Annotated in this window: 25 protein-coding genes and 1 riboswitch; of the genes, 13 read left to right on the top strand and 12 right to left on the bottom strand. The window is 63.1% G+C overall.

The genetic code is table 11. The annotated features are described in order from the left end of the window. Window positions 1–23: 23 nt before the first annotated feature. Window positions 24–157: riboswitch (cobalamin riboswitch) on the bottom strand. A 200-nt stretch (window positions 158–357) separates the two neighbouring features. From ACWKV7_RS11160 to ACWKV7_RS11145, 4 genes are all read left to right on the top strand, one after another. Further along, a complete protein-coding gene (locus ACWKV7_RS11160) occupies window positions 358–1,683 on the top strand; it encodes an MATE family efflux transporter (RefSeq protein ID WP_483857737.1) in 1,326 nt (441 codons plus the stop codon). Window positions 1,684–1,725: 42 nt separating this feature from the next. Continuing rightward, a complete protein-coding gene (locus ACWKV7_RS11155) occupies window positions 1,726–1,956 on the top strand; it encodes a DUF2970 domain-containing protein (RefSeq protein ID WP_483857736.1) in 231 nt (76 codons plus the stop codon). A gap of 406 nt (window positions 1,957–2,362) precedes the next feature. Beyond that, window positions 2,363–4,021 carry a nitrite/sulfite reductase gene (locus tag ACWKV7_RS11150; protein WP_483857735.1) on the top strand — a complete coding sequence of 553 codons (1,659 nt, stop codon included), beginning with the start codon at window positions 2,363–2,365 and terminating at the stop codon, window positions 4,019–4,021. Next, window positions 4,005–4,505 (top strand): DUF934 domain-containing protein, encoded by a 501-nt coding sequence (locus tag ACWKV7_RS11145; protein WP_483857734.1) that lies wholly within the window; start codon window positions 4,005–4,007, stop codon window positions 4,503–4,505. The genes ACWKV7_RS11150 and ACWKV7_RS11145 overlap by 17 nt, the downstream gene beginning before the upstream one ends. A 125-nt stretch (window positions 4,506–4,630) precedes the next feature. On the opposite strand, the gene ACWKV7_RS11140 is transcribed toward ACWKV7_RS11145, so the two are convergent. After that, window positions 4,631–5,212: a TetR/AcrR family transcriptional regulator gene (locus ACWKV7_RS11140; protein ID WP_483857733.1), complete on the bottom strand. Its 582-nt coding sequence runs from the start codon at window positions 5,210–5,212 to the stop codon at window positions 4,631–4,633. Between the two features lie 264 nt (window positions 5,213–5,476). Here ACWKV7_RS11140 and ACWKV7_RS11135 point away from each other — a divergent pair, with 264 nt between their 5' ends. Together ACWKV7_RS11135 and ACWKV7_RS11130 are read left to right on the top strand one after the other, a co-directional pair. Further along, window positions 5,477–5,914, top strand: a complete 438-nt coding sequence (locus tag ACWKV7_RS11135) for a hotdog fold domain-containing protein (protein WP_483857732.1) — start codon at window positions 5,477–5,479, stop codon at window positions 5,912–5,914. Between the two features lie 42 nt (window positions 5,915–5,956). Next, window positions 5,957–6,811: an alpha/beta hydrolase family protein gene (locus ACWKV7_RS11130; protein WP_483857731.1), complete on the top strand. Its 855-nt coding sequence runs from the start codon at window positions 5,957–5,959 to the stop codon at window positions 6,809–6,811. On the opposite strand, the gene ACWKV7_RS11125 is transcribed toward ACWKV7_RS11130, so the two are convergent. Next, window positions 6,812–7,804: a YhdH/YhfP family quinone oxidoreductase gene (locus ACWKV7_RS11125; RefSeq protein WP_483857730.1), complete on the bottom strand. Its 993-nt coding sequence runs from the start codon at window positions 7,802–7,804 to the stop codon at window positions 6,812–6,814. It lies immediately after the preceding gene. A gap of 9 nt (window positions 7,805–7,813) precedes the next feature. Continuing rightward, the gene (sohB, locus tag ACWKV7_RS11120; protein WP_483857729.1) at window positions 7,814–8,839 is read right to left on the bottom strand and encodes a protease SohB; all 1,026 of its coding nucleotides are present in this window, start codon (window positions 8,837–8,839) and stop codon (window positions 7,814–7,816) included. Between the two features lie 256 nt (window positions 8,840–9,095). Here sohB and ACWKV7_RS11115 point away from each other — a divergent pair, with 256 nt between their 5' ends. The 4 genes from ACWKV7_RS11115 (at window position 9,096) to ACWKV7_RS11100 (ending at window position 12,354) form a co-directional block, all read left to right on the top strand. Beyond that, window positions 9,096–9,806, top strand: coding sequence for a histidine phosphatase family protein (locus ACWKV7_RS11115; protein WP_483857728.1), 711 nt, complete (start codon window positions 9,096–9,098; stop codon window positions 9,804–9,806). A gap of 59 nt (window positions 9,807–9,865) precedes the next feature. Beyond that, on the top strand, window positions 9,866–10,180 hold the full coding sequence (locus ACWKV7_RS11110; RefSeq protein WP_483857727.1) for an SCP2 sterol-binding domain-containing protein: 315 nt from the start codon (window positions 9,866–9,868) through the stop codon (window positions 10,178–10,180). A 312-nt stretch (window positions 10,181–10,492) separates the two neighbouring features. Then, the gene (locus ACWKV7_RS11105; protein WP_483857726.1) at window positions 10,493–11,560 is read left to right on the top strand and encodes a phosphotransferase family protein; all 1,068 of its coding nucleotides are present in this window, start codon (window positions 10,493–10,495) and stop codon (window positions 11,558–11,560) included. Between the two features lie 26 nt (window positions 11,561–11,586). Further along, complete coding sequence (locus ACWKV7_RS11100; protein ID WP_483857725.1) at window positions 11,587–12,354, top strand: SDR family oxidoreductase; 768 nt, start codon at window positions 11,587–11,589, stop codon at window positions 12,352–12,354. 61 nt (window positions 12,355–12,415) lie between these two features. On the opposite strand, the gene ACWKV7_RS11095 is transcribed toward ACWKV7_RS11100, so the two are convergent. After that, window positions 12,416–13,066 (bottom strand): hypothetical protein, encoded by a 651-nt coding sequence (locus tag ACWKV7_RS11095; RefSeq protein ID WP_483857724.1) that lies wholly within the window; start codon window positions 13,064–13,066, stop codon window positions 12,416–12,418. A gap of 101 nt (window positions 13,067–13,167) precedes the next feature. Between ACWKV7_RS11095 and ACWKV7_RS11090 the strand changes: the two genes are divergently transcribed. Beyond that, the gene (locus ACWKV7_RS11090) at window positions 13,168–13,953 is read left to right on the top strand and encodes a TSUP family transporter (RefSeq protein WP_483857723.1); all 786 of its coding nucleotides are present in this window, start codon (window positions 13,168–13,170) and stop codon (window positions 13,951–13,953) included. Here the strand turns inward: ACWKV7_RS11090 and nudC are convergent. The 7 genes from nudC to ACWKV7_RS11055 form a co-directional block, all read right to left on the bottom strand. Next, entirely contained in the window at window positions 13,921–14,745 is an 825-nt protein-coding gene (gene nudC / locus ACWKV7_RS11085) for an NAD(+) diphosphatase (RefSeq protein WP_483857722.1), read from the bottom strand. The two genes, ACWKV7_RS11090 and nudC, sit on opposite strands and share 33 nt — an antisense overlap. Then, window positions 14,745–16,424, bottom strand: coding sequence for a FimL-related protein (locus ACWKV7_RS11080; protein WP_483857721.1), 1,680 nt, complete (start codon window positions 16,422–16,424; stop codon window positions 14,745–14,747). The genes nudC and ACWKV7_RS11080 overlap by 1 nt, the downstream gene beginning before the upstream one ends. A 37-nt stretch (window positions 16,425–16,461) precedes the next feature. After that, a complete protein-coding gene (locus tag ACWKV7_RS11075) occupies window positions 16,462–17,274 on the bottom strand; it encodes a crotonase/enoyl-CoA hydratase family protein (protein WP_483857720.1) in 813 nt (270 codons plus the stop codon). Between the two features lie 297 nt (window positions 17,275–17,571). Further along, window positions 17,572–19,824 carry an Orn/Lys/Arg family decarboxylase gene (locus ACWKV7_RS11070; protein ID WP_483857719.1) on the bottom strand — a complete coding sequence of 751 codons (2,253 nt, stop codon included), beginning with the start codon at window positions 19,822–19,824 and terminating at the stop codon, window positions 17,572–17,574. A 117-nt stretch (window positions 19,825–19,941) separates the two neighbouring features. Then, window positions 19,942–20,688, bottom strand: a complete 747-nt coding sequence (gene dnaQ, locus ACWKV7_RS11065; RefSeq protein WP_483857718.1) for a DNA polymerase III subunit epsilon — start codon at window positions 20,686–20,688, stop codon at window positions 19,942–19,944. A 15-nt stretch (window positions 20,689–20,703) separates the two neighbouring features. Then, window positions 20,704–21,153, bottom strand: a complete 450-nt coding sequence (gene rnhA / locus ACWKV7_RS11060; RefSeq protein ID WP_483857717.1) for a ribonuclease HI — start codon at window positions 21,151–21,153, stop codon at window positions 20,704–20,706. 5 nt (window positions 21,154–21,158) lie between these two features. Beyond that, window positions 21,159–21,917, bottom strand: a complete 759-nt coding sequence (locus ACWKV7_RS11055; protein WP_483857716.1) for a class I SAM-dependent methyltransferase — start codon at window positions 21,915–21,917, stop codon at window positions 21,159–21,161. Window positions 21,918–22,000: 83 nt separating this feature from the next. Here ACWKV7_RS11055 and gloB point away from each other — a divergent pair, with 83 nt between their 5' ends. Further along, entirely contained in the window at window positions 22,001–22,780 is a 780-nt protein-coding gene (gene gloB / locus ACWKV7_RS11050) for a hydroxyacylglutathione hydrolase (protein WP_483857715.1), read from the top strand. 101 nt (window positions 22,781–22,881) lie between these two features. Further along, window positions 22,882–24,453 carry a LysM peptidoglycan-binding domain-containing protein gene (locus ACWKV7_RS11045; RefSeq protein ID WP_483857714.1) on the top strand — a complete coding sequence of 524 codons (1,572 nt, stop codon included), beginning with the start codon at window positions 22,882–22,884 and terminating at the stop codon, window positions 24,451–24,453. 10 nt (window positions 24,454–24,463) lie between these two features. Here ACWKV7_RS11045 and ACWKV7_RS11040 read toward each other — a convergent pair whose 3' ends face one another. Further along, the gene (locus ACWKV7_RS11040) at window positions 24,464–25,906 is read right to left on the bottom strand and encodes an HDOD domain-containing protein (protein ID WP_483857713.1); all 1,443 of its coding nucleotides are present in this window, start codon (window positions 25,904–25,906) and stop codon (window positions 24,464–24,466) included. Between the last annotated feature and the right edge of the window lie 102 nt (window positions 25,907–26,008).

Here is a 26,008-nt window from a genome sequence, read left to right as displayed (position 1 = left end):
GCCGGGCAAGCCGCCCACCGCGACTGTCCTTGGGAGAGCGGGCTGGTGTCGGGCTTGGTCGACAATCGACTCACCGTTGCGGGGGCAGCTCCAGCTTGGACTGGATTCCCATTTACCCCGGACCTTGATCCGGGCACCGCGCTCTCCATTCGCCAGCCGCCAGGGCTGGACCGGGCGCCACCTTACGCGCCGTCCATGCCAAGTTCAAGCGAGCCTTGAATGGCAGCCGCACGAAGCGCCTGCCGGCTGGTAAGATGGCCGGCCCGCTGTACCGGCGGCAGCGGGCGCCGGCATTTTCGTCGAGCCCAATAGCCCGGTGCGACCTGATCGCCACTCCTTCACTGCCGGTCCGTTTTGATGTTCGAACGACAGCGACTCAAGCACATCCTCACCCTCGGCCTGCCGATCATCGGCGGCATGCTAAGCCAAAGCCTGCTGAACCTGATCGACGCAGCCATGGTTGGCCACCTGGGGGAAAAATCCCTTGCCGGCGTCGGCATCGGCAGCTATGCCAACTTCATGGCCATCGCCCTGGTGATGGGCCTCGGCGCCGGGGTGCAAGCCCTGGTGGCACGCCGGCGCGGCGAAGGCCGCGTCGCGGAACTGGCAGCGCCGCTCAACGCGGGCCTGCTGATCGCCCTCGGCCTGGCCCTGCCACTGACGCTGTTCTGCTGGTGGCAGGCCGCCGCCATCATTGGAGTGCTGTCCGACGATCCAGAAGTACTTCGCATCGGCATCGATTACTTCGAGTGGCGCACCCTGGCGATCTTCGCCGTCGGGCTGAATTTCTCCTTTCGCGGTTACTGGAACGGCAGCCACCGTTCCGGGGTATACATGCGCACCCTGGTGGTCATGCACCTGGCCAACGTCGGCATCAGCTACAGCCTGATCCACGGTCTGTTCGGCCTGCCGGCGATGGGTGCGCCAGGTTCCGGACTGGGCACCAGCATCGCGCTGTACCTGGGCTCGCTGATTTACGCCATGCAGACCTGGCGCAGCGCCCGCGACCAGGGTTTTCTCAGTCGTCGCCCGAAGGAAATCGACCTGCGCGTGCTGCTCCGCCTGTCGCTGCCCAACTCGTTGCAGCAGTTCTTCTTCGCCACCGGCATCACCACGCTGTTCTGGATCATCGGCCAGATCGGTACCGCCGAACTGGCGGTGGCCCATGTGCTGATCAACCTGGCGCTGTTCCTGATCCTGCCCGGCATCGGCCTGGGCATGGCCGCCACCACCCTCGTCAGCCAGAGCATGGGCGAGAGGGACTTCGCCGCCGCGCATCGCTGGGGTTGGGACGTGGTCAAGGTGGCAGCGCTGGGCCTGGCGCTGCTGGGCACGCCGTTCTGGCTGTTTCCCGACCTGATCCTGCGGCTGTTCGTCAGCGATCCGCACCTGCTCGAACTAGGTACCTGGCCCCTGCGCCTGACCGGCCTGGGCATGGTCATCGACGCCACCGCCCTGGTGCTCACCCAGGCCTTGCTCGGTGCCGGGGCCAACCGCACGGTGATGGCGGTAAGCCTGGGCAATCAGTGGCTGTTCTTCTTGCCGCTGGCGTACCTGATCGGCCCGGTGCTGGGCTATGGCTTGCTGGCGATCTGGAGCCTGCAGATCCTGCAGCGTGGGCTGGCATCGGCTATTTTCGCCTTCATGTGGCAGAAGCGCGGCTGGATTCACATCGAGCTTTAGCCCAAGAGCAGCTAGGCTCAGGGTGGCTTACAGGAGGCACCCATGAGTGAAGAACGCGACAATGACCATCAGGACCAACCACTGAGCTTCGGGGAAATGCTGCAAAGCGTGCTGGCCGCCGCCCTTGGCGTGCAGAGCGGAAAGAACCGCGCGCGGGACTTCTCTCGCGGCAAACCCAGCCATTTCGTCATTCTCGGTGTACTGTTCACCGGGCTGTTCGTGCTGACGATCTTCGGCGTGGTCAAGCTGGTCCTGCATTTATCCGGGCTGTAGACGCAGGAACGCCGGAGGCGGTGGGTAACCGCTCCGGCGTTCGGCGTGAATAGTGGCTACTGCTGGCTGACCCAGAATACCGCGGTCGACACCACCAACACGATCAACGCCAGAATGGCAAAGGCATCGACCACGCTGTCTCGGTTGTCCGGCTCGATCTGATCGTTCATGGCTTCCCCTGTTGTTGTGGTTATGAGTTGCACGTCCTTGAGCAGTTAAGACCAAGCCCGCCGCTCCCTCAAGCCGGGAGTTATGCATTGCCGTTTGCTTAGGCTTTAACGTTCTTACCATATACTCAAACATCACTTTTGCGCATAACCATGAGCTGGTATCTTCCCCCGACTCCGTAGGGGTGCGCGGCCGTGCGCGCAGATAAAGCTGTAAGCAGCCTGACGACAGGACATTTATGTACGTATACGACGAGTACGATCAACGGATCGTCGAGGACCGCGTCAAGCAGTTCCGCGATCAGACCCGCCGTTATCTGGCCGGCGAGTTGACGGGCGAAGAATTCCGCCCGCTGCGCCTGCAGAACGGCCTGTATATCCAGCGTTACGCACCCATGCTGCGCATTGCCGTGCCCTACGGCCTGCTCGCTTCTACCCAACTGCGCAAGCTGGCGCAGATCGCCCGCGACTACGACAAGGGCTACGCCCATATCAGTACCCGCCAGAACGTGCAGTTCAACTGGCCGGAGCTGGAAGACGTGCCGGACATCCTCGCCGAGCTGGCGACCGTGCAGATGCATGCGATCCAGACCAGCGGCAACTGCATTCGCAACACCACCACCGACCAGTTCGCCGGCGTCGCCCGCGACGAGTTGGTCGATCCGCGCCCCTGGTGCGAGATCATCCGCCAGTGGTCGACCTTCCATCCCGAGTTCGCCCACCTGCCGCGCAAGTTCAAGATCGCCGTCAACGGCGCCGTCAGCGACCGCGCAGCCATCGAAGTGCATGACATCGGCCTCGAAGCAGTACGCAACGAGCGCGACGAACTGGGCTTCCGCGTTTCCGTCGGCGGCGGCCTGGGCCGTACCCCGATCGTCGGCAGCTTCATCAACGAGTTCCTGCCCTGGCAGCACCTGCTGAGCTACCTCGATGCCATCCTGCGCGTGTACAACCGCTATGGCCGCCGCGACAACAAGTTCAAGGCGCGCATCAAGATCCTGGTCAAGGCACTGACGCCGGAAGTCTTCGCCGAGCGCGTCAACGCCGAATGGGCACACCTGAAGGATGGCCCGACCACCTTGACCGAAGCGGAAGTCCAGCGCGTCGCTCGCTTCTTCGTCGACCCGGCCTACAAGGCGCTGGAGGACCAGGACGGCGCCCTGGCCCAGCTGGACGCCGAGCACCCTGGCTTCGCCCGCTGGCGCGCGCGCAACGTGGTCGCCCACAAGAAGCCCGGCTATGCGGCGGTCACCCTGTCGCTCAAACCCACCGGCACCGCGCCGGGAGATGTCACCGACAAGCAGCTCGATGCCATCGCCGACCTCGCCGACCGCTACAGCTTCGGCGAAGTGCGCAATTCCCACGAGCAGAACATCATTCTCGCCGACGTCGAGCAGGCACAGCTGTTCGCGCTCTGGGGGGAACTGCGCGAACTGGGTTTCGCCACGCCGAACGTCGGCCTGCTGACCGACATCATCTGCTGCCCCGGCGGCGATTTCTGTTCCCTGGCCAATGCCAAGTCGATTCCGATCGCGGAGGCCATCCAGCGCCGCTTCGATGATCTCGACTACCTGTTCGATATCGGCGAAGTGGACCTGAACATTTCCGGCTGCATGAACGCCTGCGGCCACCATCACGTCGGCCACATCGGCATTCTTGGCGTGGACAAGCGTGGCGAGGAGTTCTACCAGGTATCCATCGGCGGCAGCGCCGGTCGCGATGCCAGCATCGGCCAGATTCTCGGCCCAGCCTTCGCCCAGGATGCAATGCCCGACGTGATCGAAAAGGTCATCGCCGTTTACGTGGAGAAACGCGCAGAAGATGAACAGTTTATCGACACCTTCCGCCGCATCGGCATCGCCCCCTTCAAGGAGCGCGTCTATGCAGCGAATCATTAAGAACGGCCAGGTGGTCGACGAAACCTGGCACCTGCTACCCAAGGACGAAACCCTCGATGGCCTCTCCAACAGCGACGACCTGATCGTGCCGCTGGCCTTGTGGCGCGACCACGCCCACGCGCTGAAAGCCCGCGATGGCGGCCTCGGTGTGTGGCTGGACAGCGACGAGGAAGTCGAAGAGATCGCCGACGACCTCCAGTACTTCCAGGTCATCGCGCTGAACTTCCCGGTATTCACCGACGGCCGCCACTTCTCCAGTGCGCGCCTGCTGCGCGAGCGCTACGGCTACAAGGGTGAAGTGCGCGCCATCGGCGACGTACTGCGCGACCAGCTGTTCTTCATGCAGCGCTGTGGCTTCGACGCCTACGCCATTCGCGCCGACCGCGACCCCTATGAGGCGCTGGAAAGCCTGAAGGACTTCTCCGAGACCTACCAGGCCGCCACCGACCAGCCGCTGCCGCTGTTCCGCCGCCGCCCGGCCTGAGCCAGTAGACCTGGAAGCGAAAGCCCTGCACCGCGGGGCTTTCTTATATTGGCATTCCCGCTGCCAGCGACAGTGCTAGCTGCTGGGCCGCCGCCCTGCCCCATGGTGGTTCAACGGCGCGAAGCTCACTGCGCCCGCACGCTGTCCCACGCCACCTGCGCCAACAGGTCCCGGCAGTCGGCCAGATGGGTCTGGGTGCGTCCCGCGAGCCAGTTGCGGGCAAACTCCTGGGTCGGTCCGATCACGATAGACGCGAAGCAATCGTTGGGCATCGCCTTGAACACACCTGCCTCGCGATATTCCCGCAGCACCTCGAGCAGTCGGCGGAAGTGCTCGCGGTTGGCAGTGCGCAATTGCTCACCCAGCTCGCTGGCCTCGACCCGGCCGCGGCTGTGCAGGATGAAGCGTGCCCAATCCGGGTGGGCCACCACCCAGTCGACATAGCTGGTCACCATCAGCCTGATACAGGCCTCGGCCGTCTTCGCCTCGGCGAATCCACGCTCCAGCAGCTCGGCATAGTCCGCGGTTCCGGCCAGGTAGAGCGCACCGATGATGCGCTCCTTATTGCCGAAGTGGTGATACAGGCTGCCGATGCTGGCGCCGGAGCGGTCGCGGATCATTTCGATGGTCGTGGCATCCACGCCCACCTCGGTAATGCAGGCCAATGCGGCCTGGAGTATCTCTTGCTTGCGGGAATTACGGCCCATGGGGCGTCCTTGTGAGCGGTGACGGAAGCACACCTGGCTTGCGCGGCGAGCAAGTCTGCCGGGTCTCGCTGCCCCGAACAAGCACCGACGCAACCCGGCGCAGGGCGAGCTTGGCGAAGCGCGTGTTCCGGCGTTGACTGGCAGGAACGACGTGATCGCGATGCCCGATGCGACCTAGAATAATTCTCTAGAATTAATTTCTAACATTCGTATACTGGCCCGGTGCGCACGCTTGCTCAACCCTCACTGCCAGGAATCTTCCCCATGAGTCAGATGCTGCAAATGTTCAACCAGGTCGGCGCCACCCAGTTCAGCGCCATGATCGGTCAATTCGCCCCCTACTTCGCCAGCATTGCCCCGCAGATGGTCGAACTGCGGCCCGGCTATGCAGAGGTTTCCTTCGCCAAGCGTCGCGAGGTGCTCAACCATATCGGCACCGTGCATGCCATTGCCCTGTGCAACGCTGCCGAACTGGCGGCCGGTGCCATGACCGATGCGTCCATTGCCAAGGGCTGCCGGTGGATTCCCCGCAGCATGGCCGTGGAATACCTGGCCAAGGCCGACGGAGACGTCCGCGCCGTGGCCGATGGCGCCGCACTGGATTGGAGCCAGACTGGAGACATCAAAGTGCCAGTGATGGCGTATGTAGGCGACAAGCCCGTGTTCCGTGCCGAGATCACCATGTACGTCAGCCAGGCGTAGCCGCACTGGCCCGCCGAGTCCCTTTACAGCGAGCAGAGCATCATGACCCAACCTGAAGTCCTCTCCATCGATAACGGCAATGGCCACACCCTGCACTCATCCTGGTTCCGCCCCTCCGGGGAGGCCCACTCGGCAGTCCTGATCGTGCCGGCCATGGGAGTCCCGCAGCGCTACTACGCCCCGCTCGCCCAGTGGCTGGCGGATCGAGGCTATCTGGTCGTCACGTTCGATTACCTGGGCATGGGCCAGTCGCGCAGCCGACCGTTACGGGAGCTGGAGGTGGATATCCTCGATTGGGCACGCTTCGATTGCAGCGCGGCACTCAGAGCCATAGCCAACGAAGCCGGGAACAAGCCACTGTACTGGCTTGGCCACAGCCTGGGCGGGCAGATCCTGCCCTTCGTCGAGCGGCATGAGCGCATCAGCAAGGTCCTGACCATCGCCACAGGCAGCGGCTACTGGCGGGAAAACAGCGTGCAGCTACGGCGCTACGTCTGGTTGTTCTGGTATCTGCTCACCCCGCTGCTGACGCCGCTGGCGGGCTACTTTCCCGGCAAGCGGCTGGGCATGGTCGGCGACCTGCCCAAGGGCGTGATCGAGCAATGGCGGCGCTGGTGCCTGGATCCGGAATATGCGGTGGGCGCCGAGGGCTCCTATGCCCGCCAGGCCTATGCCGCGGTGGCGACGCCGATCGTGTCGATCTCGTTTACCGACGACGAGATGATGTCCAGGCGCAACACCGAGTCATTGCACGGCTTCTACAGGCAGGCGCCGAAAACCTTCAAGCGCATCGCGCCGCAACAGGTCGGCGCGAAACGCATCGGCCACTTCGGTTTCTTCAAACCGCATTTCGAAGAATCGCTGTGGCGCGATCTGCTGCTGCCCGAGCTGGGTTGATCAGCCCAGCTTCACCAGCATCCGCCCGACCTGCCGGCCGGCAAGGATTCGCTCGATCGCCTGGGGCAGCTCGTCCAGGCCTATTTCCTGCGCCAGATCCTGCAGGTTGCCGAGTTTCCACTGCAGCGACAGGCGATCCCACATGGATGCCTTGACCACCAGCGGCAGTTCCACCGAATCGACCCCAAGCAGGTTGACCCCGCGCAGGATGAACGGCAGCACATTGGCCTGGAAAGCGGTGCCGGCCGTCAGACCGCAACAGGCCACACTGGCGCCGTAGCGCAGCGACTTGACCACGTTGAAGAGAATGTCGCCTCCCACACAGTCCACCGCCGCGCCCCACTGCTCCTTAAGCAGCGGCTTCTCGGTGCCCTCCAGCAATTCCTCGCGAGGCACGATGCGATTGGCGCCGAGTTTTTGCAGGAATGCTCCCTGCTCCGCCTTGCCGGTAGCCGCCGCCACTTCATAACCGAGGCTGGCCAGCAGGGCCACGGCGACGCTGCCCACGCCACCAGTGGCGCCGGTGACCAATACCGGACCGGCCGAAGGCGTGAGCCCGGCCTGCTCCAGCTTGTCGACGCACAGCGCCGCGGTCAGCCCGGCGGTGCCGAGCACCATGGCTTCGCGCAGGGACAGGCCCTTGGGGCGCTTGATCACCCAGGCAGCCGGCACTCGGATGTATTGGCCGAAACCGCCTGCGGTATTCATGCCCAGATCGTAGCCAGTAACGATGACCTCATCGCCGGCTGCGAATTCGGAGACGCTCGATTCGCTGACCACACCGGCTGCATCGATTCCCGGCGTATGCGGGTAGCGCTTGGTAACGCCACGATTGCCGCTGGCCGACAGCGCATCCTTGTAGTTCAGCGAGGAATATTGCACGCGAATCAGGACCTCGCCAGCGGGCAGCTCGGCGACATCACGCTCGATTACCTTCCTCTCGAAACCGCCAGCGGCGCCTTCGCTCACTAGCAATGCCTTGAATGTGTTCATGGATTTCTCCTACTGCCAGAAACGTTGCTGATTCAGACGATCCCACCAGGTCAGCAGCACACGGTCCAGCGCCAGGCTGGCCGCAACGCCGAAGCGCTCTTGCAGGCTCTTCTTCTCGGCGTACCGCAGGTGGAACAGCTCGGCGCCCTTTGCCCGCTCGGCCAGGTATTCATCGCTGGTTTTCAGTTCATCGACCAGCTTCTTCTCGAGCGCGGTGACACCCAGCCAGACTTCCCCGGTGGCGATCTCCTCCATGTTCAGTTGAGGACGGTAGCCGGCGACGAAGTCCTTGAACAACTGATGAGTGGTTTCCAGGTCTTCCTGGAATTTTTCCCGGCCCTTCTCGGTGTTCTCGCCGAACACGGTCAGGGTGCGCTTGTACTCGCCAGCGGTCAGCACCTCGAAGTCGATGCTGTGCTTCTTCAACAACCGATGCACATTGGGCAATTGCGCCACCACGCCGATAGAACCGAGGATGGCAAAGGGCGCACTGAGAATCTTCTCGCCGATGCAGGCCATCATGTAGCCACCACTGGCGGCCACCTTGTCGACGCAAACGGTCAACGGAATACCGGCCTGGCGGATACGCGCCAGTTGCGACGAGGCCAGGCCGTAGCTGTGCACCATGCCGCCGCCGCTTTCCAGGCGCAGGACCACCTCGTCTTCAGGGTTGGCCATGCCCAGCAGCGCGGTGACCTCATGACGCAGGTGCTCGTTGGCCGACGCCTTGATATCGCCGTCGAAATCCAGCACGAAAACCCGGGGCTTCTTCTCCCCGGCCTTCTTCGCCTGCTTCGCCGCCTTCGCCTCGGCCTTGCGCTGGGCCTTCAGGCTGTCCTTGTCCAACACCGACTGCTCCAGGCGCTCATGCAGTTCCTTATAGAAGTCATTGAGCTTGTGCACGTCCAGATGGCCGCTGGCCTTGCCGCGCCCCTTGCTGCGTGCCGCGACGATCGCCGCCAGCACCACCAATACGGCCACCAGCAGGGTGACCGTCTTGGCCAGAAAACTTGCGTACTCGACAAAAAACTCCACGCCATCCCCTCCTTCGCTTCAACTACGCCAACCTCTGGCGTCCATGTCGGACAAGCATACCGACGCCCCCCTTCGCGGGCCAGCGAACCCATCTGGCACGGTGAGGATGGACAGAGACCGCTTGCAGTCCAGCTGCGGCAGACGAGCCGATCAATCGCAGTTATGAATTCAAACAAGCGTATGTTTTTTCGTTGACAGCTCACCGCCTGTGCTCATACCCTCGCCTGACTTTCACCGTCCCTGGGTTACAGCGAACGTGGGCAGCATCTACCTGATTCGACATGGCCAGGCCTCGTTCGGCGCCGACGACTACGATGTGCTATCGCCGCTCGGAATTCGCCAGGCCGAAGTATTGGGCCAGCATCTCGGCCATCTCGGTATCGCCTTCGACCGCTGCCTGAGTGGCGACCTGCGCCGCCAGCAAGACACCGGGCAGGCTACCCTGGCCAAGTTGCGCGAGGCCGGCCTGCATGCCCCGGATATCGAGATCGACGCCGCCTTCAACGAGTTCGAGGCCGACGAAGTCATCCGAGCCCACCTGCCTGACCTGCTGAAACTGGAACCCGAGGCCCTGCATATCCTGCGCAACGCCGCCGACCATCGTGCCGAATTTCAGCGCCTGTTCTCCCTCATCATCGGCCGCTGGGTTTCGGGCGAGCACGAAAAGGACGACCTGGAAAGCTGGCAGAGTTTTCGCGAACGGGTCGAAGGCGGCCTGCAGCGAGTCCTTGCGCAGGCCGGCAAGAAAGACCGCATCGCCATCTTCACCTCTGGCGGCACCATCACCGCGCTACTCCAGCTGATCATCGGGGTGCCGGCCATACGCGCATTCGAACTCAACTGGCAAATCGTCAACACCTCGCTCAGCCTGCTTAAATTCCGCGGCCGCGAGGTGGCCCTGGCTTCCTTCAACAGTCATGTGCATCTGGAACTGATGAAGGCCCCGGAACTCATCACCTATCGCTGAGAACCGGCTCATTGCGGCGTCCAAGCCGTAAGAAACTCTGAAAATAAAGGAAGAAACCCATGACCACCGCTGCTGAAATCATCAAAACCATGCAAGCCAAGTTCAACCCCAGCGCCGCAGCTGGTCTGGACCTGGTGTTCCAGTTCAACATCGAAGATGGCGAGAACTACTACGTGGCCGTGAAGGACGGCACCTGCGACATCCAGCAGGGCGACGCGGCCAACCCGAACGTCACCCTGATCATGAGCAGCGACACCATGATGGGCATCATGAGCGGCGAGACCGACGGCATGCAGGCCTTCATGGGCGGCAAGCTGCGCGCTGAAGGCGACATGATGCTGGCCATGAAGCTGGGCGAACTGTTCCCGGCCTAAGCCGTGGCGACATGCCAACCTGTCTGAAAACCGGAGCCCCAGGGCTCCGGTTTTTTTATGCCCGGCCGGAGCAACTGGCAGCCTGCTGCATGAGGCCCGAAGCCCGGTGCTGCGCAGGCGTTCGCCGGCTTCGTCCCGCCTGCAAACAGCTATCACCAGGCCGCCGCGGGATCACGCCACGAGCCGAATCAGGCAGCCTGATCATGAGGCAACACGCTAGCCTATAACGGCTGTCAATGCTTGTGGCTACCCGGCAGCCACATTAGATTAGCCAATAGTCTAGGGCCCCCATCATAAACAGAAGGGATAAACATGGCGCTTACCGATCAGACCATTCGCATCCGCGAAGGCGAGGAACTCGACGCCGAGACCATCGACCGCTACCTCAAGGCCCATATCCCCGGCCTCGAAGGCACCCCGCGCATCAGCCAGTTTCCCGGCGGCGCCTCGAACCTGACCTATCTGTTGCAGTATCCCGGCCAGGAGTTCGTCCTGCGCCGCCCACCGTTCGGCCACAAGGCCAAGTCGGCCCACGACATGGGGCGCGAATTCCGCATCCTTAACCAGCTCAACGCCGGCTTTCCCTACTGTCCGAAGGCCTATATGCACTGCACGGACGAGTCAGTGATCGGCGCCGAGTTCTACGTCATGGAGCGGGTCAATGGCATCATCCTGCGCGCCGACCTGCCGGCCGAGTTGAATCTGGACGAAGCCAGCACCCGCGCCCTGTGCAAGAGCTTCATCGACAAGTTCGTCGACCTGCACAACGTTGACTACCAGGCCTGCGGCCTGGCCGACCTGGGCAAGCCGGAAGGCTACGTGCAGCGCCAGATCGGCGGCTGGAGCGATCGCTACGAGAAAGCCCTGACCCCCGACGCGCCGAACTGGGAGCCGGTGAAAGCCTGGCTCAAGGACAAGATGCCGGCCGACCATACCAAGCCCAGCATCGTGCACAACGACTATCGCTTCGACAACGTCATCCTCAATCCCGACAACCCGATGGAAATCATCGGCGTGCTGGACTGGGAACTGACCACCATCGGCGACCCGCTGATGGACCTGGGCAATACCCTGGCCTACTGGATCGAAGCCAACGATCCGCCACCGGTACAGCTGATGCGCCGCCAGCCGAGCAACGCGCCGGGCATGCTGACCCGCCAGGAGTTCGTCGACTACTACGCCGAACGCGCCGGCATCGAGATCGCCAACTTCGACTTCTACTACACCTACGGCCTGTTCCGCCTGGCCGGCATCGTGCAGCAGATCTACTACCGCTATTTCCACGGCCAGACCCAGGACAAGCGCTTCGCCCAGTTCGTTCAGATGAACAAGCTGCTGGAGATGATGTCCCTGCAGGTCATCGACAAATCTCGGCTGTAAACCGGCTCATCACAAGGGGATTTCCCATGTCCAAAACCACCCTGTTCGACCTCGACGGCAAGATCGCCTTCGTTTCCGGCGCCAGCCGCGGCATCGGCGAAGCCATCGCCAAGCTGCTCGCCCAGCAAGGCGCCCATGTCATCGTCTCCAGCCGCAAGATCGATGGCTGCCAAGGCGTCGCCGACGCGATCACCGCCGCTGGAGGCAAGGCCACCGCGATTGCCTGCCATATCGGCGAGATGGAGCAGATCCAGCAGGTCTTCGCGCAGATTCGCGAGCAATTCGGCCGCCTGGACATCCTGGTCAACAACGCCGCCACCAACCCGCAATTCGGCAACGTGCTGGACACCGACCTGTCTGCCTTCCAGAAGACCGTCGACGTGAACATCCGCGGCTACTTCTTCATGTCCATCGAGGCCGGCAAGCTGATGCGCGAGCACGGCGGCGGCAGCATCATCAATGTCGCTTCGATCAACGGCGTCTCGCCGGGCATGTTCCAAGGCATCTACTCGGTGACCAAGGCTGCGGTCATCAACATGACCAAGGTCTTCGCCAAGGAATGCGCGCAGTTCGGCATTCGCTGCAACGCCCTGCTGCCCGGCCTGACCGATACCAAGTTCGCCTCGGCCCTGGTGAAGAACGACGCCATCCTCAACAGCGCGCTGCAGCATATCCCGCTCAAGCGCGTGGCCGACCCGAGCGAGATGGCCGGTGCCGTGTTGTACCTGGCCAGCGATGCCTCCAGCTACACCACAGGCGTGTCGCTGAATGTGGACGGTGGCTACCTTTCCTGAGTAGCCATACCCCATGAGAAAGGGAGCCCGCTGGCTCCCTTTTTCGTTTCCGACAGAGGCGCTATTGCCATTCCTCCAGCGCCTTGGTCGCCGCCGCATTCATCGGCTGCGCCAGCAGGCCGGTGGGCGACAGGCTGACGGCATAGGTCGCGCCATCGGCGGTGGGCAGGTAGGTCACGCGTTGCGCCTGGGGATCGAACAGGAACAAGTCACGCTGGCTCAGCCGCAGCCAGCGCCACAAGTCGACGCCGTATTTGCTCTCAGCCAGGCTCACCTGGGTGTGCTGGGCCAGCTCTTGCTGTTCGATGGCCAGGAAGCGCCCCGAGAGCCGCTCCAGACGATATCCCGGCTCCAGCCCGATCAGCGCGGCCAACCCCTTCCACTGCAGCATTCGTACGTCCAGTTGCCACAGGTCGCCTTCGAGAATCTCGGTACGCTCCCGGCCCTTTTCCGTCAGGCTGACGCTATAGCGCTGCGGACCATCGGCGCGGAAACTCAGGGTCACCAGCGGTTCGGCCGCAGGCAATGGCTTGTAGCTGGCCAGGTCGTAGGCAACCAGCCCACCGAGCCCGGCAACCGCCAGGAAAGCCAGGCCCAGTGTGCCGCGCAACCAACCGAGCAGCCAGTTGCGCCCCAAGAGGATACGGGCCGCGACCAGCGCCACCAGCAGAGCCAGCAGCGCTATGAACCAGGCCAGACCGTCATACTGCATGAACTCAATTCCTTATGCGTAAAAATGCCGGCATTATGCTCAGCAGCCTCGCAGCCGGCCAGTCGTGGCGCTGCACAATTGGACACAGGTCGTCTTTTTTCATGCCCTTTCCCCTAGAGTTCGGTGTCGATCCCTCGGTTCTGCTCATTCTTGCCCTGGTGGCCTTTCTCGCCGGATTCATCGACGCCATCGCCGGCGGCGGCGGCCTGCTGACCATCCCCGCACTCCTGACCGCCGGTTTACCGCCGCACCTGGTGCTGGGTACCAACAAGCTGTGCGCCACCTTCGGCTCGGCAACCGCCAGCTACACCTTCTACAAGCGCAAGCTGTTCCATCCCCGGCAGTGGCGAAACGCACTGCTGGCCACCGGCATAGGCGCCCTGCTCGGTGCCGTATTGGCCCAGTGGCTACCAGCGGAGTGGCTGAATCGAATGCTGCCAGCGGTGGTATTCGGCTGCGGCCTCTATCTGCTGTTCGGCAAGACACCAGAGGCACCGCTATTGGCCGACGCGCCTGTCGCGCAGGGCCGGCAATGGCCCCAGGGGTTGGGGCTGGGTTTCTACGACGGCGTGGCAGGCCCCGGCACCGGAGCCTTCTGGACGGTGAGCAGCCTGCTGCTCTACCCGCTCGACCTGGTCCGGGCCAGCGGCGTGGCACGCACCATGAACTTCGTCAGCAACGCGGCGGCCCTGGCAGTATTCAGCGTCTCGGGCAATGTGGCCTGGCTGCTCGGTATCGGCATGGGGCTGGCATTGATGGCCGGTGCGTTCCTCGGCGCACGCACGGCCATCAGCGGCGGCGCCAAGTTCATTCGTCCGGTATTTATCCTGGTGGTGTTGACCCTGACCGCGCGCCTAGCTTGGCAGCACTGGTTCGGCATGGCCTAGGCGGCGAGCCAGATAGAGGTCAATCAGGTAGCGCGCGATGGAACGCTGTGCCGGCAACGGCGGCAAGGCATCGAGGGAGAACCATCGCGCATCCTCGATTTCACCGGGTTGCGGAACGATGTCTCCGCCCGCGTATTCGGCGTGAAAGCCAAGCATCAGCGAATGCGGGAACGGCCAGCCCTGGCTGCCGATGTATTGCAGGTTGCGCACTTCGACACTGACCTCTTCACGTACTTCCCGCGCAACACACTCCTCCACCGACTCGCCCGGCTCGACGAATCCGGCCAAGGTGCTGTAGACGCCGCTGACAAAGCGTGGCGAACGGGCCAACAGGATTTCGTCGCCCCGGGTCACCAGCACGATCATGCTTGGCGACAGGCGCGGATAGTGCGGCACCTCGCAACGAGGGCAATGCATGGCCCGCTCGCCGGGCAACAGTTGCATGGCGCCACCGCAACTACCACAGAAGCGATGATGCCTGGCCCAGGTACCAATCTGAGTGGCATAGCCAAGCATCTTGAACGTATCGGCATCCGCTTGCAGAAGGAACTGCCGCAACCCCTGCCAGGCCGCACCCGGTACCTCGGCGGGATATTCCAGCTCGAGCAGGTAGACCGCCTCGCCATCGAACCTGCCGAGCCCATGCTCGGCAAGGATCGGCAACTCCTGTCGCTTCAGCCATTCGCGCGGAAAGAGCACGCCATTGCTGTCGGCGAGGAACTGCTGGCGGCAGTGCGCCAACACCCAGCCACCGGGCTGCGCGATATCGCTCGGACCGGGCTGCCAGCGCATCACGCAGCGACCGGCAAACCGAGGGCGCGCACGCTCTCGGCGGCCAGATCGAGCACGCTCGGCTGGGTTTCCGGACGCAGCACCGCACCGCCTTCCAAGTAGTACTCCAGACTGGTCAGCGCATCGGCGAGGGTTTCCAGCATCTGCTCGGAAGGCATCTGCTGGGTTTCCAGCATTTGCTTCTCGATATATTCGGCGCAAGAGCCGACCAGCAGCGCCGCCCGCTCCTGACCGAGGAACCAGAGCCCACCGCGAACCGCTTGCAGGCTGATCGGTACGTTGGCCAGGTGCAGTTTCTCGCCATTGGATTCCAGGTAGGCGGTGATGGCGCGCTTGGCCAATGCCAGCCCCGCCTGCGCCTCGCCGATTACCACGATGCGTGCCTCGGTCAGCTGGTGATTGGCGAAAGATTCCGCCTCCTGACCAGGCTGTGCGGCAGCCGGGCGGCTCTCGCGTCCGCCGTCGCGCTCCAGACTGGCCACCATGCTTTCCACGTAGAGCACGGCCTCAGCCAGCCTGTGCAGCGCTGGCGGCTCCACTTGTAGGCTCTCGCTCCAACCGGCGATGACCGGCAGTTGTGCCTGCAGCGCGTTACCCGCCGAGGTCAGGCCTACCATGCCCAGGGTTTTCGACAGCTTGCCGAGCAAGGCATGCAAACCGCTCAGGCTCTCTGCCTGAACATTGCCTCGCTCGATCAGGTCGAGGGAGTCCTTGACACTGGCCAGCTCCTCGCGGATCGCCGAGGACAGCGAACGCATCACCGCCTGTCCCGGACCTGCCAGGCGCTGGTATTCCTCTTCCAGCAGGTGGTCGGTGAACGGCATGGAGTTGAGGCCGAATACCTGGCGCAGCTGCGTCGCCAGAGGTCCGTTGCTGTCGGCCAGCGCGATCAGATACAGCAGCTCCTTCAGCAAGCTGCGCGGTGCTTCGTATTGGGGGTTGCTGATCAGTTGCTTCAATTCGCGATCGATGCGCGAAAACAGCTGCTTGCGTGACTTGCGGGACAGCAGTTGGCCATCCGCCTGCGCCTCGACGGCTGCAGCGCCGATCCAGCACAGGCGACCGCGGGGATCGTTGGCGAACAGGCCATCCATGCGGCTGAGTGCGCGCCCCATCAGCTTCAAGCTGGCATGGGGGTTCTGCTCGCGAATGAAGCCCAGCAGGCCGACCTGGTACATGTGCCGCAGACGCCGGGCTTCGCTGGCACGCGCCGCAGCATCCAGCGTCGGCGCGGCCGTGCGCGGGCGCGCCTGGTCGAGACGCACGCTGAAGAAGAAGCTCTCCGGCAATGGCGGTTGGCCGCCGGCCTGGCGCAGGTCGTTGATGGCCGGAAGCAACAACTCGGGCATTTCCTGCCGATGGTTGTCGACGTTCTCCAGATAACGGCGCAGCACATAGAGCGCATTGCTCAGCGCAGCCAGTTGCCCGTCGCGCTCTTCCCCGGCGCCGGCAGGAATGTCGGTGGCCTGCTGCAAGACTTCCTGAGCGAGCAATTCGGCGCCCGCCAGTTCGATCAGGTTGAGCGTGCCGCGCACCTGTTGCAGGTTTTCCACTGCTTGCTGCAGCAGACTGCCATTGTTGCGCTCGGCGATGAACTGCTCAAGGCTCTGTTCGGCCTCCTCCATGGTGGCGAACAGCTCATCGCGTACCAGATTGAGAGACGTGGCTCCGGTAGCCATAGTTAGGGCCTGTTATCCATTAGTTTTAAGACCTGCATCAGTCGGCGAATTCCGGCTTCTGCTTGCTCATATGCGCCGCCATGGCAACCCGCAGGTCGGCCGACTGCAGCATGGCCGCGTTCCAGGTGGCGACGTACTCCAGACCATCGTCGACGCGATGGTCGCGCATATAGCGAATCATTTCCTTGGTGCCACGTATGGCGATCGGCGACTTGGCGGCAATCTCGCGGGCGATACCCATGACGCCGTCGAGCAGCGCCTGCTGGTCGGCGTAGGTGCGGTTGACCAGACCGATGCGTTGCGCTTCCTCGCCGTCGATGGTGCGCCCGGTGAATGCCAGCTCGCGCATCATGCCGTCGCCGATGATGCGCGGCAGGCGCTGCAAGGTACCGACGTCCGCCGCCATGCCCATGTCGATCTCCTTGATGGAGAACTGCGCATCCTGGGTGGCATAGCGCATGTCGCAGGCAGCGACCAGGTCGATGGCTCCACCCAGGCAGTAGCCCTGGATGGCCGCCAGCACCGGCTTGCGGCAGCGATCAACGGCGTTGAAGGAAGCCTGCAACTCAAGAATCTTGCGGCGCAAGGCGTCGGCATTACGGCCGACGTCCTTGCCCATCTGGCTACCGGCCTGGGCCAGCAGCATCAGGTCTATGCCTGAAGAGAAGTGCTTGCCTGCGCCCGACAGTACAACGACCCGCGCCTCATCGGTGGTATCGATCCAGGCGAAGATGTCGATGATCTCGCACCAGAAGTCAGCGTTCATGGCGTTGACCTTTTCCGGGCGATTGATCGTCACGTGGGCGATCTTGTCTGCCAACTCGACACGAAAGGCTTTGTAGTCGGACACGGCAGTCGTCCTCGATAGCAGATGCGCATAGGCGCGAAGATTATAGTTATATAACCGGTCAACTATAACAAGCACGGCATAAAAGTCGAACCTACCCATTGTGACGCAAGGCACGGGGCTGTACTTCAGTACAACTTTTATATGCAGCGTTAACCGTTTGATCTGCCTGGAGTCTAGCCGACAAGCCGTATTCGTTCGATAAGGCCGCCGCGCTCTACCACGCGGCGATGTCGAGACGCGGCTGGCGAAATGTCATTAGCATACGACAGAAGCGCCCCGACGACCGCCTCAGCCGAGCTACTTGATGCAGTCGACGGTATATACCCGCCCCTCGGGGCCGTCCTGGTATTGCAGCCCGTGCACGTCCGAGTCGAAGCCAGGGAAGCCATGGTCGAAGGTATTGGCGAACTCCAGATAGTCGATGATCGACCGGGTCGCCTCGGTGAAGCGCTCTCCCGGCATGATCAACGGGATACCCGGCGGATACGGCACCAGCATCACCGCAGCGATGCGACCCTGCAGCTGATCGACGGGCACGGCCTCGACCTCGCCGCGCACCAGCTTGTCGTAGGCGTCGGCCGGCTTGATCGCGACTTCCGGCAGCACGGTGTACATGCGCTTCATCGACTTGGCCGTGGCGTTGTCGCGGTAGCAGCCATGCAGCTCGTCGCACAGGTCGCGCAAGCCCATGCCCGCATAGCGCGCCCCGCCGGCCTGGGCAATGGAAGGCAGCGCCTCGGTCAACGGCAGGTTGGCGTCGTAGTGGCGCTTGAACTCCAGCAATTCGGTCAGCAGCGTACTCCACTTGCCCTTGGTGATGCCCATGGAAAACAGCACCAGGAAGGAGTACAGGCCGGTCTTCTCCACCACCAACCCACGCTCCCAGAGGAACTTGCTGACCACCGCGGCGGGAATGCCCCGCTCATCCAGCTTGCCGCCGGCCGTCAGGCCCGGCATGGTCAGGGTCACCTTGATCGGATCGAGCAGCACGTAGTCCTCGGCCACGTCGCCGAAACCATGCCAGTCGGCCTGCGGCTGCAGCAACCAGTCGCCGGTGGCGACGCTGTCCGCGCCTTCTGCCTGCGGTGGCTGCCAGATGCCGAACCACCAGTCGTCCGCCGCCAGGTTTTGCCGCAGATTGGCCAGGGCGCGGCGGAAGCTCAGGGCTTCATCGAAGGTTTCCTGGATCAACGAACGCCCGGCGGGCCCCTCCATCATCGCGGAAGCCACATCCAGCGAAGCCAGGATGCCGTACTGGGGCGATGTGGAAATATGCATCATGAAGGCTTCGTTGAAGCGGTGCCGATCCAGCTGGCGAGCGCCGCCGTCCTGCACGTGGATCATCGAGGCCTGGCTGAAGGCCGCCAGCAGCTTGTGGGTGGAATGGGTGGAAAACACCAGTGCGCCGTTGTCGTCGCGACTGGTCCCCATGCCATAGCGCCCCTCGTAGAACTCATGGAACGCCGCATAGGCATACCAGGCCTCGTCGAAGTGCAGGACCTCGACGCTGTCGCCCAGGGCCTGCTTGATCAGCTCCGCGTTGTAGCAGAGGCCGTCATAGGTGGAGTTGGTCACCACCGCGAGCTTGACCTTGGGCGCCCTGCCCCTGGCCAGCGGGCTCGCATCGATCTTCGCCTGGATCGACTCGCGGGAGAACTCCGACAGCGGGATCGGCCCGATGATGCCCAGTTCGTTGCGCTCGGGGGAGAGATACAGCGGGATGGCCCCGGTCATGATGATCGAATGCAGGATCGATTTGTGGCAGTTGCGATCGACCAGCACGAGGTCATCGCGGCCGACCATCGAGTGCCAGACGATCTTGTTGGCCGTCGAGGTGCCATTGATCACGAAGAAGGTGTGGTCAGCGCCAAAATTGCGCGCGGCGCGGCCTTCGGCTTCGGCCAGCGGGCCGGTGTGATCGAGCAGCGATCCCAGCTCCGGCACCGAGACCGAGAGATCGGAGCGCAAGGTGTTTTCGCCGAAGAACTGGTGGAAAGCCTGCCCAACCGGGCTCTTGCGATAAGCCACGCCGCCGCCATGGCCGGGGGTGTGCCAGGAATAGTTGGATTGCGCGGTGTGCTGCACCAGGGCCTTGAAGAATGGCGGCAGCAAGCCGTCGAGGTAATTGCGCGCGGCCCGGGCAACCTGCCGGGCAAGGAACGGCACGGTATCTTCGAACAGGTAGAGGATGCCGCGCAACTGATTGAGGTCGGCCATGGCCTCGGCCGGCGCGTTTTCGATGGTCACCTGCTCGCCGAGGGCGAAGATCGGTAGTTGTGGCGCACGCGCACGGGCGACGCGAATCAGCTCGACCATGTCCTGGAGCAAATGGCGGTTTTCCCCCGCCCCCTCCGCAGCAACCAGGATGCAGGCAAGACCATGATGGGTCGAAGCGACGATGCGCCCTTCGGCAGAACTGGCAGTGGAAAGGATGCTGAAACCGTCCTTGGCCAACTCTTCGGCAATGGCCCGCACGCGATCGCCGGCCACGGTGTCGGCCTTGATGTCGCGGTGAACGATAAGGACGGGGAAGTTGAGATCTTTATACATTGTGGCGTCCTGAAGGCGGTGGACCCCCGGTCCACCTATCCGCTCAGGGTAGAGTCTCGCCCGAACGGGCGGAACCCCCAGTGCCGCAAGCTGTAAGAAAAGGTCGCAAAGACGGCTTCAGGCTTCCGCTTCGACGGGCGATTCCAACTGCGTCCACAGCGATGCGCCGCCAGCGGCCTTCTCGATGGCGGCCAGGCGCGCGACATGGGCCGCCACCTCGGCCTCGCTCGCCCGGACCAGGCGGGTGCGCGGCCTATCGGCTGCCAGGCGACGAATCGGACTCGGCTGTGCCCGGCCGCCGCTGTCGCCCTCGCCCGCTTCTCCAGCCAACGACAGGTGCGTTTGCCCGCCGGTCATCGCCAGATAGACGTCGGCGAGGATCTCGGCATCGAGCAAGGCGCCGTGCAGGTCGCGACCGGAGTTGTCCACGCCATAGCGCTTACACAGTGCATCGAGGTTGTTGCGCTGGCCCGGATGGCGCTCACGGGCCATCAGCAGGGTGTCGAGCACACTGCAGTGCTCGACGATATCGGAGCGATCCTGCTGGCCAAGCAAGGCGAATTCGTTATTGATGAAGCCAACGTCGAACGCCGCGTTGTGAATGACCAACTGGGCGCCCTTGATGAACTCGAAGAATTCATCAGCGACATCCTTGAAACGCGGCTTGTCGAGCAGGAACTCGTTGGTGATGCCGTGGACCGCGATGGCGCCCTCGTCGACCTCCCGATCCGGCTGCAGGTACACGTGGTAATGGCGCCCGGTCAGGCGCCGCCCCATCAGCTCCACACAACCGATTTCGATAATCCGGTGACCGTCGGTCACCGGCATGCCGGTGGTTTCAGTATCCAGTACGACGCTGCGCATGCTAATCCTGTGTATCTATACGGGGGTACGTTTGGCCGCGACCACGCCGCGATTGGCCAGAAGGTCGGCGCGCTCGTTGCCGGGATGCCCGGTATGCCCGCGCACCCACTGCCATTTCACCTGATGACGCTGCACCTGCTCGTCCAGGGCCATCCATAGATCGGCATTCTTCACCGGCTGCCGGGCGGCGGTCTTCCAGCCACGCTTCTTCCAGTTGGGCATCCATTCCTGGATGCCACGCATGACGTACTCGGAGTCGGTGACCAGCTGCACGTCGCAAGGACGCTTGAGTTCCGCCAGGGCGCGGATCGCCGCGGTCAGCTCCATGCGGTTGTTGGTGGTCTCGGCCTCGCCACCCCAGAGTTCGCGTTCGACGCCCTTGCACACCAGCAAGGCCCCCCACCCACCGGGACCGGGATTGCCCTTGCAGGCGCCATCGGTGTAAATCTCGACCTGATCAGCCATTCAATTCAATGCTCGTGTCTACTTCTACTGACCTTGGCCAGGGGCATCGGCACCAGCTTGCCGACCGGCTCGCGACGGGTCTGGCGCAGTGGACGCAGGCCTACCACCAGCTTGCGCGCCACCAGCAGATAGAAACCCGCCCCCGGTGGCTGGAAGGCACCGCCCCAGGCTTCCATGCGCGCCAGGCGGGCCTGCCAGGCGCTGGAAGCAAGCGGCGGACGATAGCATCCGTAGCGGCGTTTCTCCAGCGCGAAACCGAGCAGGTTCAGCCAGTCGCCGACCCGGCGCGGCGAGATGCAACGTGCCCGACGCAGCACATCGCGGGCGAAATAATGCCTGAGTCCCCAACTGCTCAGCGGGTTGATTCCGACAATGATCAGATGCCCGCCGGGACGGACACTGCGTGCCGCTTCACGCAACAGGCGGTGCGGGGAAAGGCAGAAGTCCAGGCCGTGCTGCAGCAGCACGACGTCCGCGGCGTGTTCGCCAAGCGGCCAGGCCTGCTCGTCGCAGACGACTTCCACTCCCGCGATCGGCGCACCCAGGCAGACCCCGCGCTGTATCTGGCCGATGCCGGGCGGCAACTCGGTCGGCAATCCGTAGTGCACCAGGTAGCCGCCGAAGTGGCTGCCCAGTTCATCCTCCAGCATGATCCGTTCCTCGGCCAGCAATTGCTGGCCGAGCGAGCCGGCAAACCACTCCCGGGCTGCACCGATAAGTGCCAGCCATTCCGGATCGGCCTGGGCAAACGCCTTGTCGTTCATCAGAAATCTCCAAGGTGCGACGTGCCTTTGATTACAGCTTAGCGATACGCTCTTGTGGCGTAAGCGACCAACGGAGCCAAGCCATGATACAGATCGACGCCCTGCCCGCCTTCACCGACAACTACCTCTGGCTGTTGCAGGACGGCGAAACACGGCGCTGCGCAGTGGTCGATCCCGGCGATGCCGGCCCGGTACTGGCCTGGCTCGCCGAGCATGACGGCTGGCAATTGTCGGACATCCTGATCACCCACCATCACCCGGACCACATCGGCGGGGTACGGCAGTTGAAGAGCGCCTGTGGCGCCCGGGTCATCGGTCCGGCGCGGGAAGATATCCCGGTGCGCGACATCGCCTTGGGCGAAGGCGATCACATCGACGTGCTCGGCCTGCAGTTCCAGATCATGGAAGTGCCCGGGCATACCCTCGGCCACATCGCCTACTACCTTGATGACTCGCAACGCCCCTTGCTGTTCTGTGGCGACACACTGTTTGCCGCCGGCTGCGGCCGGCTGTTCGAGGGTGCCCCGCAGCAGATGCACCGTTCCCTGAGTCGCCTGGCCGCGCTTCCCGATGCGACACTGATCTACTGTACCCACGAATACACCCTGAGCAACCTGCGCTTTGCACAGGCGGTCGAGCCGCAGAACCAGGCCATCGCGCGCCGCCTCGACGAGGTCGGCGCATGGCGCGCCGAAGGCCGGATGAGCCTGCCTTCGCAACTGGCCCTGGAGCGGGCGACCAACCCCTTCCTGCGCACGGAGGTACCGGCGGTGCGGGAGCGGGTAGCCGAGCATTTCGACGAGTCGCCGCAGTCTGCCGAAGAGGTTTTTGCCAGCCTGAGACGATGGAAGGACCACTTTTAAAACGTGCGCCGGGTCACTGTAAGTCTGGCGAAAACTTGACCACCCCGGGGTGCGTTCCTAGAATCGCCCGACTTTTAACGTCTGGAGCAGTTCCCCAGCCAATGTCGTCGCCAACTAGAAAAGCCATTATCCGAGACGCATTGACACGGGCCAGCAGAGTTCTCGTCGCGACACTAGCCGTCAGCCTGGCCGGTTGCCAGGGGTTCGGCGGCCTTGACCAGGAGCCACCCGGCAAGGAGACCGACCTCGCCGTCAGCCTCGATCAACAACCGGAGTGGCTGACCCTGCCGATCAAGCCAGACGCCCCCGAAGATATCTGGGAGCGCATGCGCAGCGGCTTCAAGCTGCAAGACGAAATCAGCATCAACCCGCGCATCGAACACCAGCGGCTGTGGTTCGTCAGCAACCCCAGCTTCATCGAAAAGGCCTCCGAGCGCGGCAGCCTGTACATGCACTACATCGTCGAACGCCTGGAAGAGCGCGACATGCCGCTCGAACTGGCCCTGCTGCCGATGATCGAGAGCGCCTACAACCCCTTCGCCTATTCACACGCCAACGCGGTGGGCCTCTGGCAGTTCATTCCTTCGACGGGACGCCATTTCAACCTGCGGCAGACCAACTGGTACGACGGCCGGCGCGACGTCACCGCCTCGACCAACGCGGCCCTCAACTACCTCTCGCGCCTGCATGACATGTTCAATGGCGACTGGCTGCTGGCCCTGGCCGCCTACAACGCCGGAGAAGGCACGGTCAGCCGCGCCATCGAGCGCAACGAGCGACTGGGCTTGCCCACCGACTACTGGAACCTGCCGCTTCCCAAGGAAACCCAGGACTACGTGCCCAAACTGCTGGCCCTTTCGCAGATCGTGATGGCGCCGGATGCCTACGGCATGAACCTCGACCCGATAGCCAACGAACCCTATTTCGAAGTCGTCGAGGTCAAACACAGCCTCGACCTGTCGAGAGCGGCGAAAATGGCGGAAGTCGATGAGGACGAACTGTACCAGCTGAATCCCGCCTTCAAGAAACGCATAACCCTGGATGGGCCGCAATTCCTGCTGGTCCCTACCGACAAGGCGGAACTGCTGGCCGCCAACCTCGCCCTGATGTCACCCCAGGAGCTGGTCGACTGGCAGGAATACCAGGTGCGTCCAGGCGATAGCCTGCATGCCATCGCCAACCGCTACCAGCTGACCGTGAATACCATCAAGGAAATCAACAAGCTGCGTAGCAACAACCTACGGGTGGGCCAGTTGTTGAGCATTCCGGCCTTACCGGGCGTCAAGCCGCAGACGTTGACCCAGGACATCGCCAGGGCAAGCGCTGTGCAGCCGCACAACTATCGCGTGCGTAGCGGCGACAATCTCTGGCAGATTGCCAAGGCCAACAATGTCAGCGTCAACAACCTGAAGCGCTGGAACCGGCTGTCGGGCAACGCCCTGAAGGTCGGCCAGGTATTGCGCCTGAACGGCGACGGTGCCACCGGCCGCCTCGCCAGCGTCAATACCGAGGAGCGCCAGGCAGTGACCTACTACAAAGTGCAAAAAGGCGACTCGCTCTACCTGATCGCCAAGCGCTTCAAGGTCGACATGCAAAAGCTGCAGCGCTGGAACCCGCGCAACCGCACCCTGCTCAAGCCAGGACAAACGCTGACTCTCTACCTCGGCGAGTGATTCAGTCGCGTCAGTCGCGCTTGCTCAACGCCGCCAGGCAACGTCCGGTCAGTTGGGTGAAACGCTGGAAGGCCACGAATTGCTCATGCTTGAGCGCCCGACCGGAAAGCCGGCAGTCGGCGTAGAGCACTCCGATCTTTCTTCGTTCAGCGATCAGCGGCGCGATGAAGAACATACCCTGCCCCAGCAACTGGCGCATCGGCTGGGTCACCAGCTCGTTGAGGCTATAGCTGGCCGGCACGCCCATCCACAGCGCTTCTTTATCGCGCAGCACATAGCTGAATATGTGCGGTTGTTCGGCCTGCTCGGCGGGCAGGACGAAATTCTCCAGCCACTGCTCGGTACCCTCTCCCACCACCCGCTTGGCTCGAAAACTCGTCTGCCCGTCGGCCAGCACGCAGAGCATCACCCGCTCGAGGCCAGCTCCCTGGTGCAAACCCTTGAGCAGCGTATCGAGGATCATGGTGACGTCGCCGCGCTTGGAGACCATCATGCCCAGGTCCTGCAGAGCCTGCTGCAATATCAGCAGATTGGGTTGCAGCAACCGCGCCTTGCGCTGAGTCTGCTGCAAGCGAACCTGCTCGGGGTCGGTATTGGGTATCAGCTTGCAAAGCTTGCTGGCACCAAAGGTGGTGGCAACCTTCACGGTTTCGTCGGCACTGGCCAGCACTTGCTGCATCGCATCCTCGTGACTGACGCCGATGAACTCGGCCAATTCCGCGACCAGGCTCTCCATCTCAGGCGAGTCCCAGCCATCCAGCGCCGCCTCGCTGATGCGCACGCCAAGACTCACCGAACGCACCGCCGGGTCGCCCAGGCTACTGCTGTGGGCCAGGCTGGCGATGTCACCGAGGTTCCAGCTCTTCACCAGACCCTGGGTCAGCTGGCGGAAGCTGGTTCCGAGCACTTCGCGCACCGCCTCCTCCGCGATTACGCCGGGCTGCGCCAGGGCACTTACCAGCTCGTCGGCCTGGTCGCCGCCGCACCCCCAGAATGCCAGCTCGCCGACACTGTGCAGCAAGGCCGCGATGAACACCTCTTCCTGGTGCTTGGAAAGCACGTAGCCGGCGATATTGCGGGCCTGCACGGCAGCATGAAAGGAGCGCGCCAGGAGTTCCTGCAGTTGTTCCCGCGGTGCATTGGCTAGCAGGCTGTCGATCAGACTGACCGACAAGCCGATCAGGCGCACATTTTCGAAGCCGATCAGCACGATGGCCCGGGAAATCGTACGGATGTTCTCCTGGGAGGGGTTGTAATACACGCTATTGCCGACCCGCAGCACCTTCGAGGTGAGCGAGGCGTCTCGCAGCAACACATCGGCCAATTGATGCACCGAAGCTTTCTCTTCCTGGGAAAGGCGGTGCAAATCCTGCACCACTGCGGCCAAAGCGGGCAATTCGGCCTGGTTCAATCGTTCGATCCAGGCCTGCAAGCCATGACTGCGTTCGCCCAAAATATAAACCTCGCCATGTTTTGTTCGAGTGTAGTCAAATCGCCGCCATGGCTGTGGAACTCCTTGCTCGCGAAAGCACGGCAGGGCCGCGCCCAAGCCAAG

This window comes from Zestomonas ipomoeae (assembly GCF_057128665.1).
This window is presented reverse-complemented; position numbering and strand designations above follow the sequence as displayed.

Coding starts and splice junctions, on each gene's coding strand:
- ACWKV7_RS11160 (WP_483857737.1), top strand. CDS start 358: ATGTTCGAACGACAGCGACTCAAGCACATCCTCACCCTCGGCCTGCCG.
- ACWKV7_RS11155 (WP_483857736.1), top strand. CDS start 1,726: ATGAGTGAAGAACGCGACAATGACCATCAGGACCAACCACTGAGCTTC.
- ACWKV7_RS11150 (WP_483857735.1), top strand. CDS start 2,363: ATGTACGTATACGACGAGTACGATCAACGGATCGTCGAGGACCGCGTC.
- ACWKV7_RS11145 (WP_483857734.1), top strand. CDS start 4,005: ATGCAGCGAATCATTAAGAACGGCCAGGTGGTCGACGAAACCTGGCAC.
- ACWKV7_RS11140 (WP_483857733.1), bottom strand. CDS start 5,212: ATGGGCCGTAATTCCCGCAAGCAAGAGATACTCCAGGCCGCATTGGCC.
- ACWKV7_RS11135 (WP_483857732.1), top strand. CDS start 5,477: ATGAGTCAGATGCTGCAAATGTTCAACCAGGTCGGCGCCACCCAGTTC.
- ACWKV7_RS11130 (WP_483857731.1), top strand. CDS start 5,957: ATGACCCAACCTGAAGTCCTCTCCATCGATAACGGCAATGGCCACACC.
- ACWKV7_RS11125 (WP_483857730.1), bottom strand. CDS start 7,804: ATGAACACATTCAAGGCATTGCTAGTGAGCGAAGGCGCCGCTGGCGGT.
- ACWKV7_RS11110 (WP_483857727.1), top strand. CDS start 9,866: ATGACCACCGCTGCTGAAATCATCAAAACCATGCAAGCCAAGTTCAAC.
- ACWKV7_RS11105 (WP_483857726.1), top strand. CDS start 10,493: ATGGCGCTTACCGATCAGACCATTCGCATCCGCGAAGGCGAGGAACTC.
- ACWKV7_RS11100 (WP_483857725.1), top strand. CDS start 11,587: ATGTCCAAAACCACCCTGTTCGACCTCGACGGCAAGATCGCCTTCGTT.
- ACWKV7_RS11095 (WP_483857724.1), bottom strand. CDS start 13,066: ATGCAGTATGACGGTCTGGCCTGGTTCATAGCGCTGCTGGCTCTGCTG.
- ACWKV7_RS11090 (WP_483857723.1), top strand. CDS start 13,168: ATGCCCTTTCCCCTAGAGTTCGGTGTCGATCCCTCGGTTCTGCTCATT.
- nudC (WP_483857722.1), bottom strand. CDS start 14,745: ATGCGCTGGCAGCCCGGTCCGAGCGATATCGCGCAGCCCGGTGGCTGG.
- ACWKV7_RS11080 (WP_483857721.1), bottom strand. CDS start 16,424: ATGGCTACCGGAGCCACGTCTCTCAATCTGGTACGCGATGAGCTGTTC.
- ACWKV7_RS11070 (WP_483857719.1), bottom strand. CDS start 19,824: ATGTATAAAGATCTCAACTTCCCCGTCCTTATCGTTCACCGCGACATC.
- dnaQ (WP_483857718.1), bottom strand. CDS start 20,688: ATGCGCAGCGTCGTACTGGATACTGAAACCACCGGCATGCCGGTGACC.
- rnhA (WP_483857717.1), bottom strand. CDS start 21,153: ATGGCTGATCAGGTCGAGATTTACACCGATGGCGCCTGCAAGGGCAAT.
- ACWKV7_RS11055 (WP_483857716.1), bottom strand. CDS start 21,917: ATGAACGACAAGGCGTTTGCCCAGGCCGATCCGGAATGGCTGGCACTT.
- gloB (WP_483857715.1), top strand. CDS start 22,001: ATGATACAGATCGACGCCCTGCCCGCCTTCACCGACAACTACCTCTGG.
- ACWKV7_RS11045 (WP_483857714.1), top strand. CDS start 22,882: ATGTCGTCGCCAACTAGAAAAGCCATTATCCGAGACGCATTGACACGG.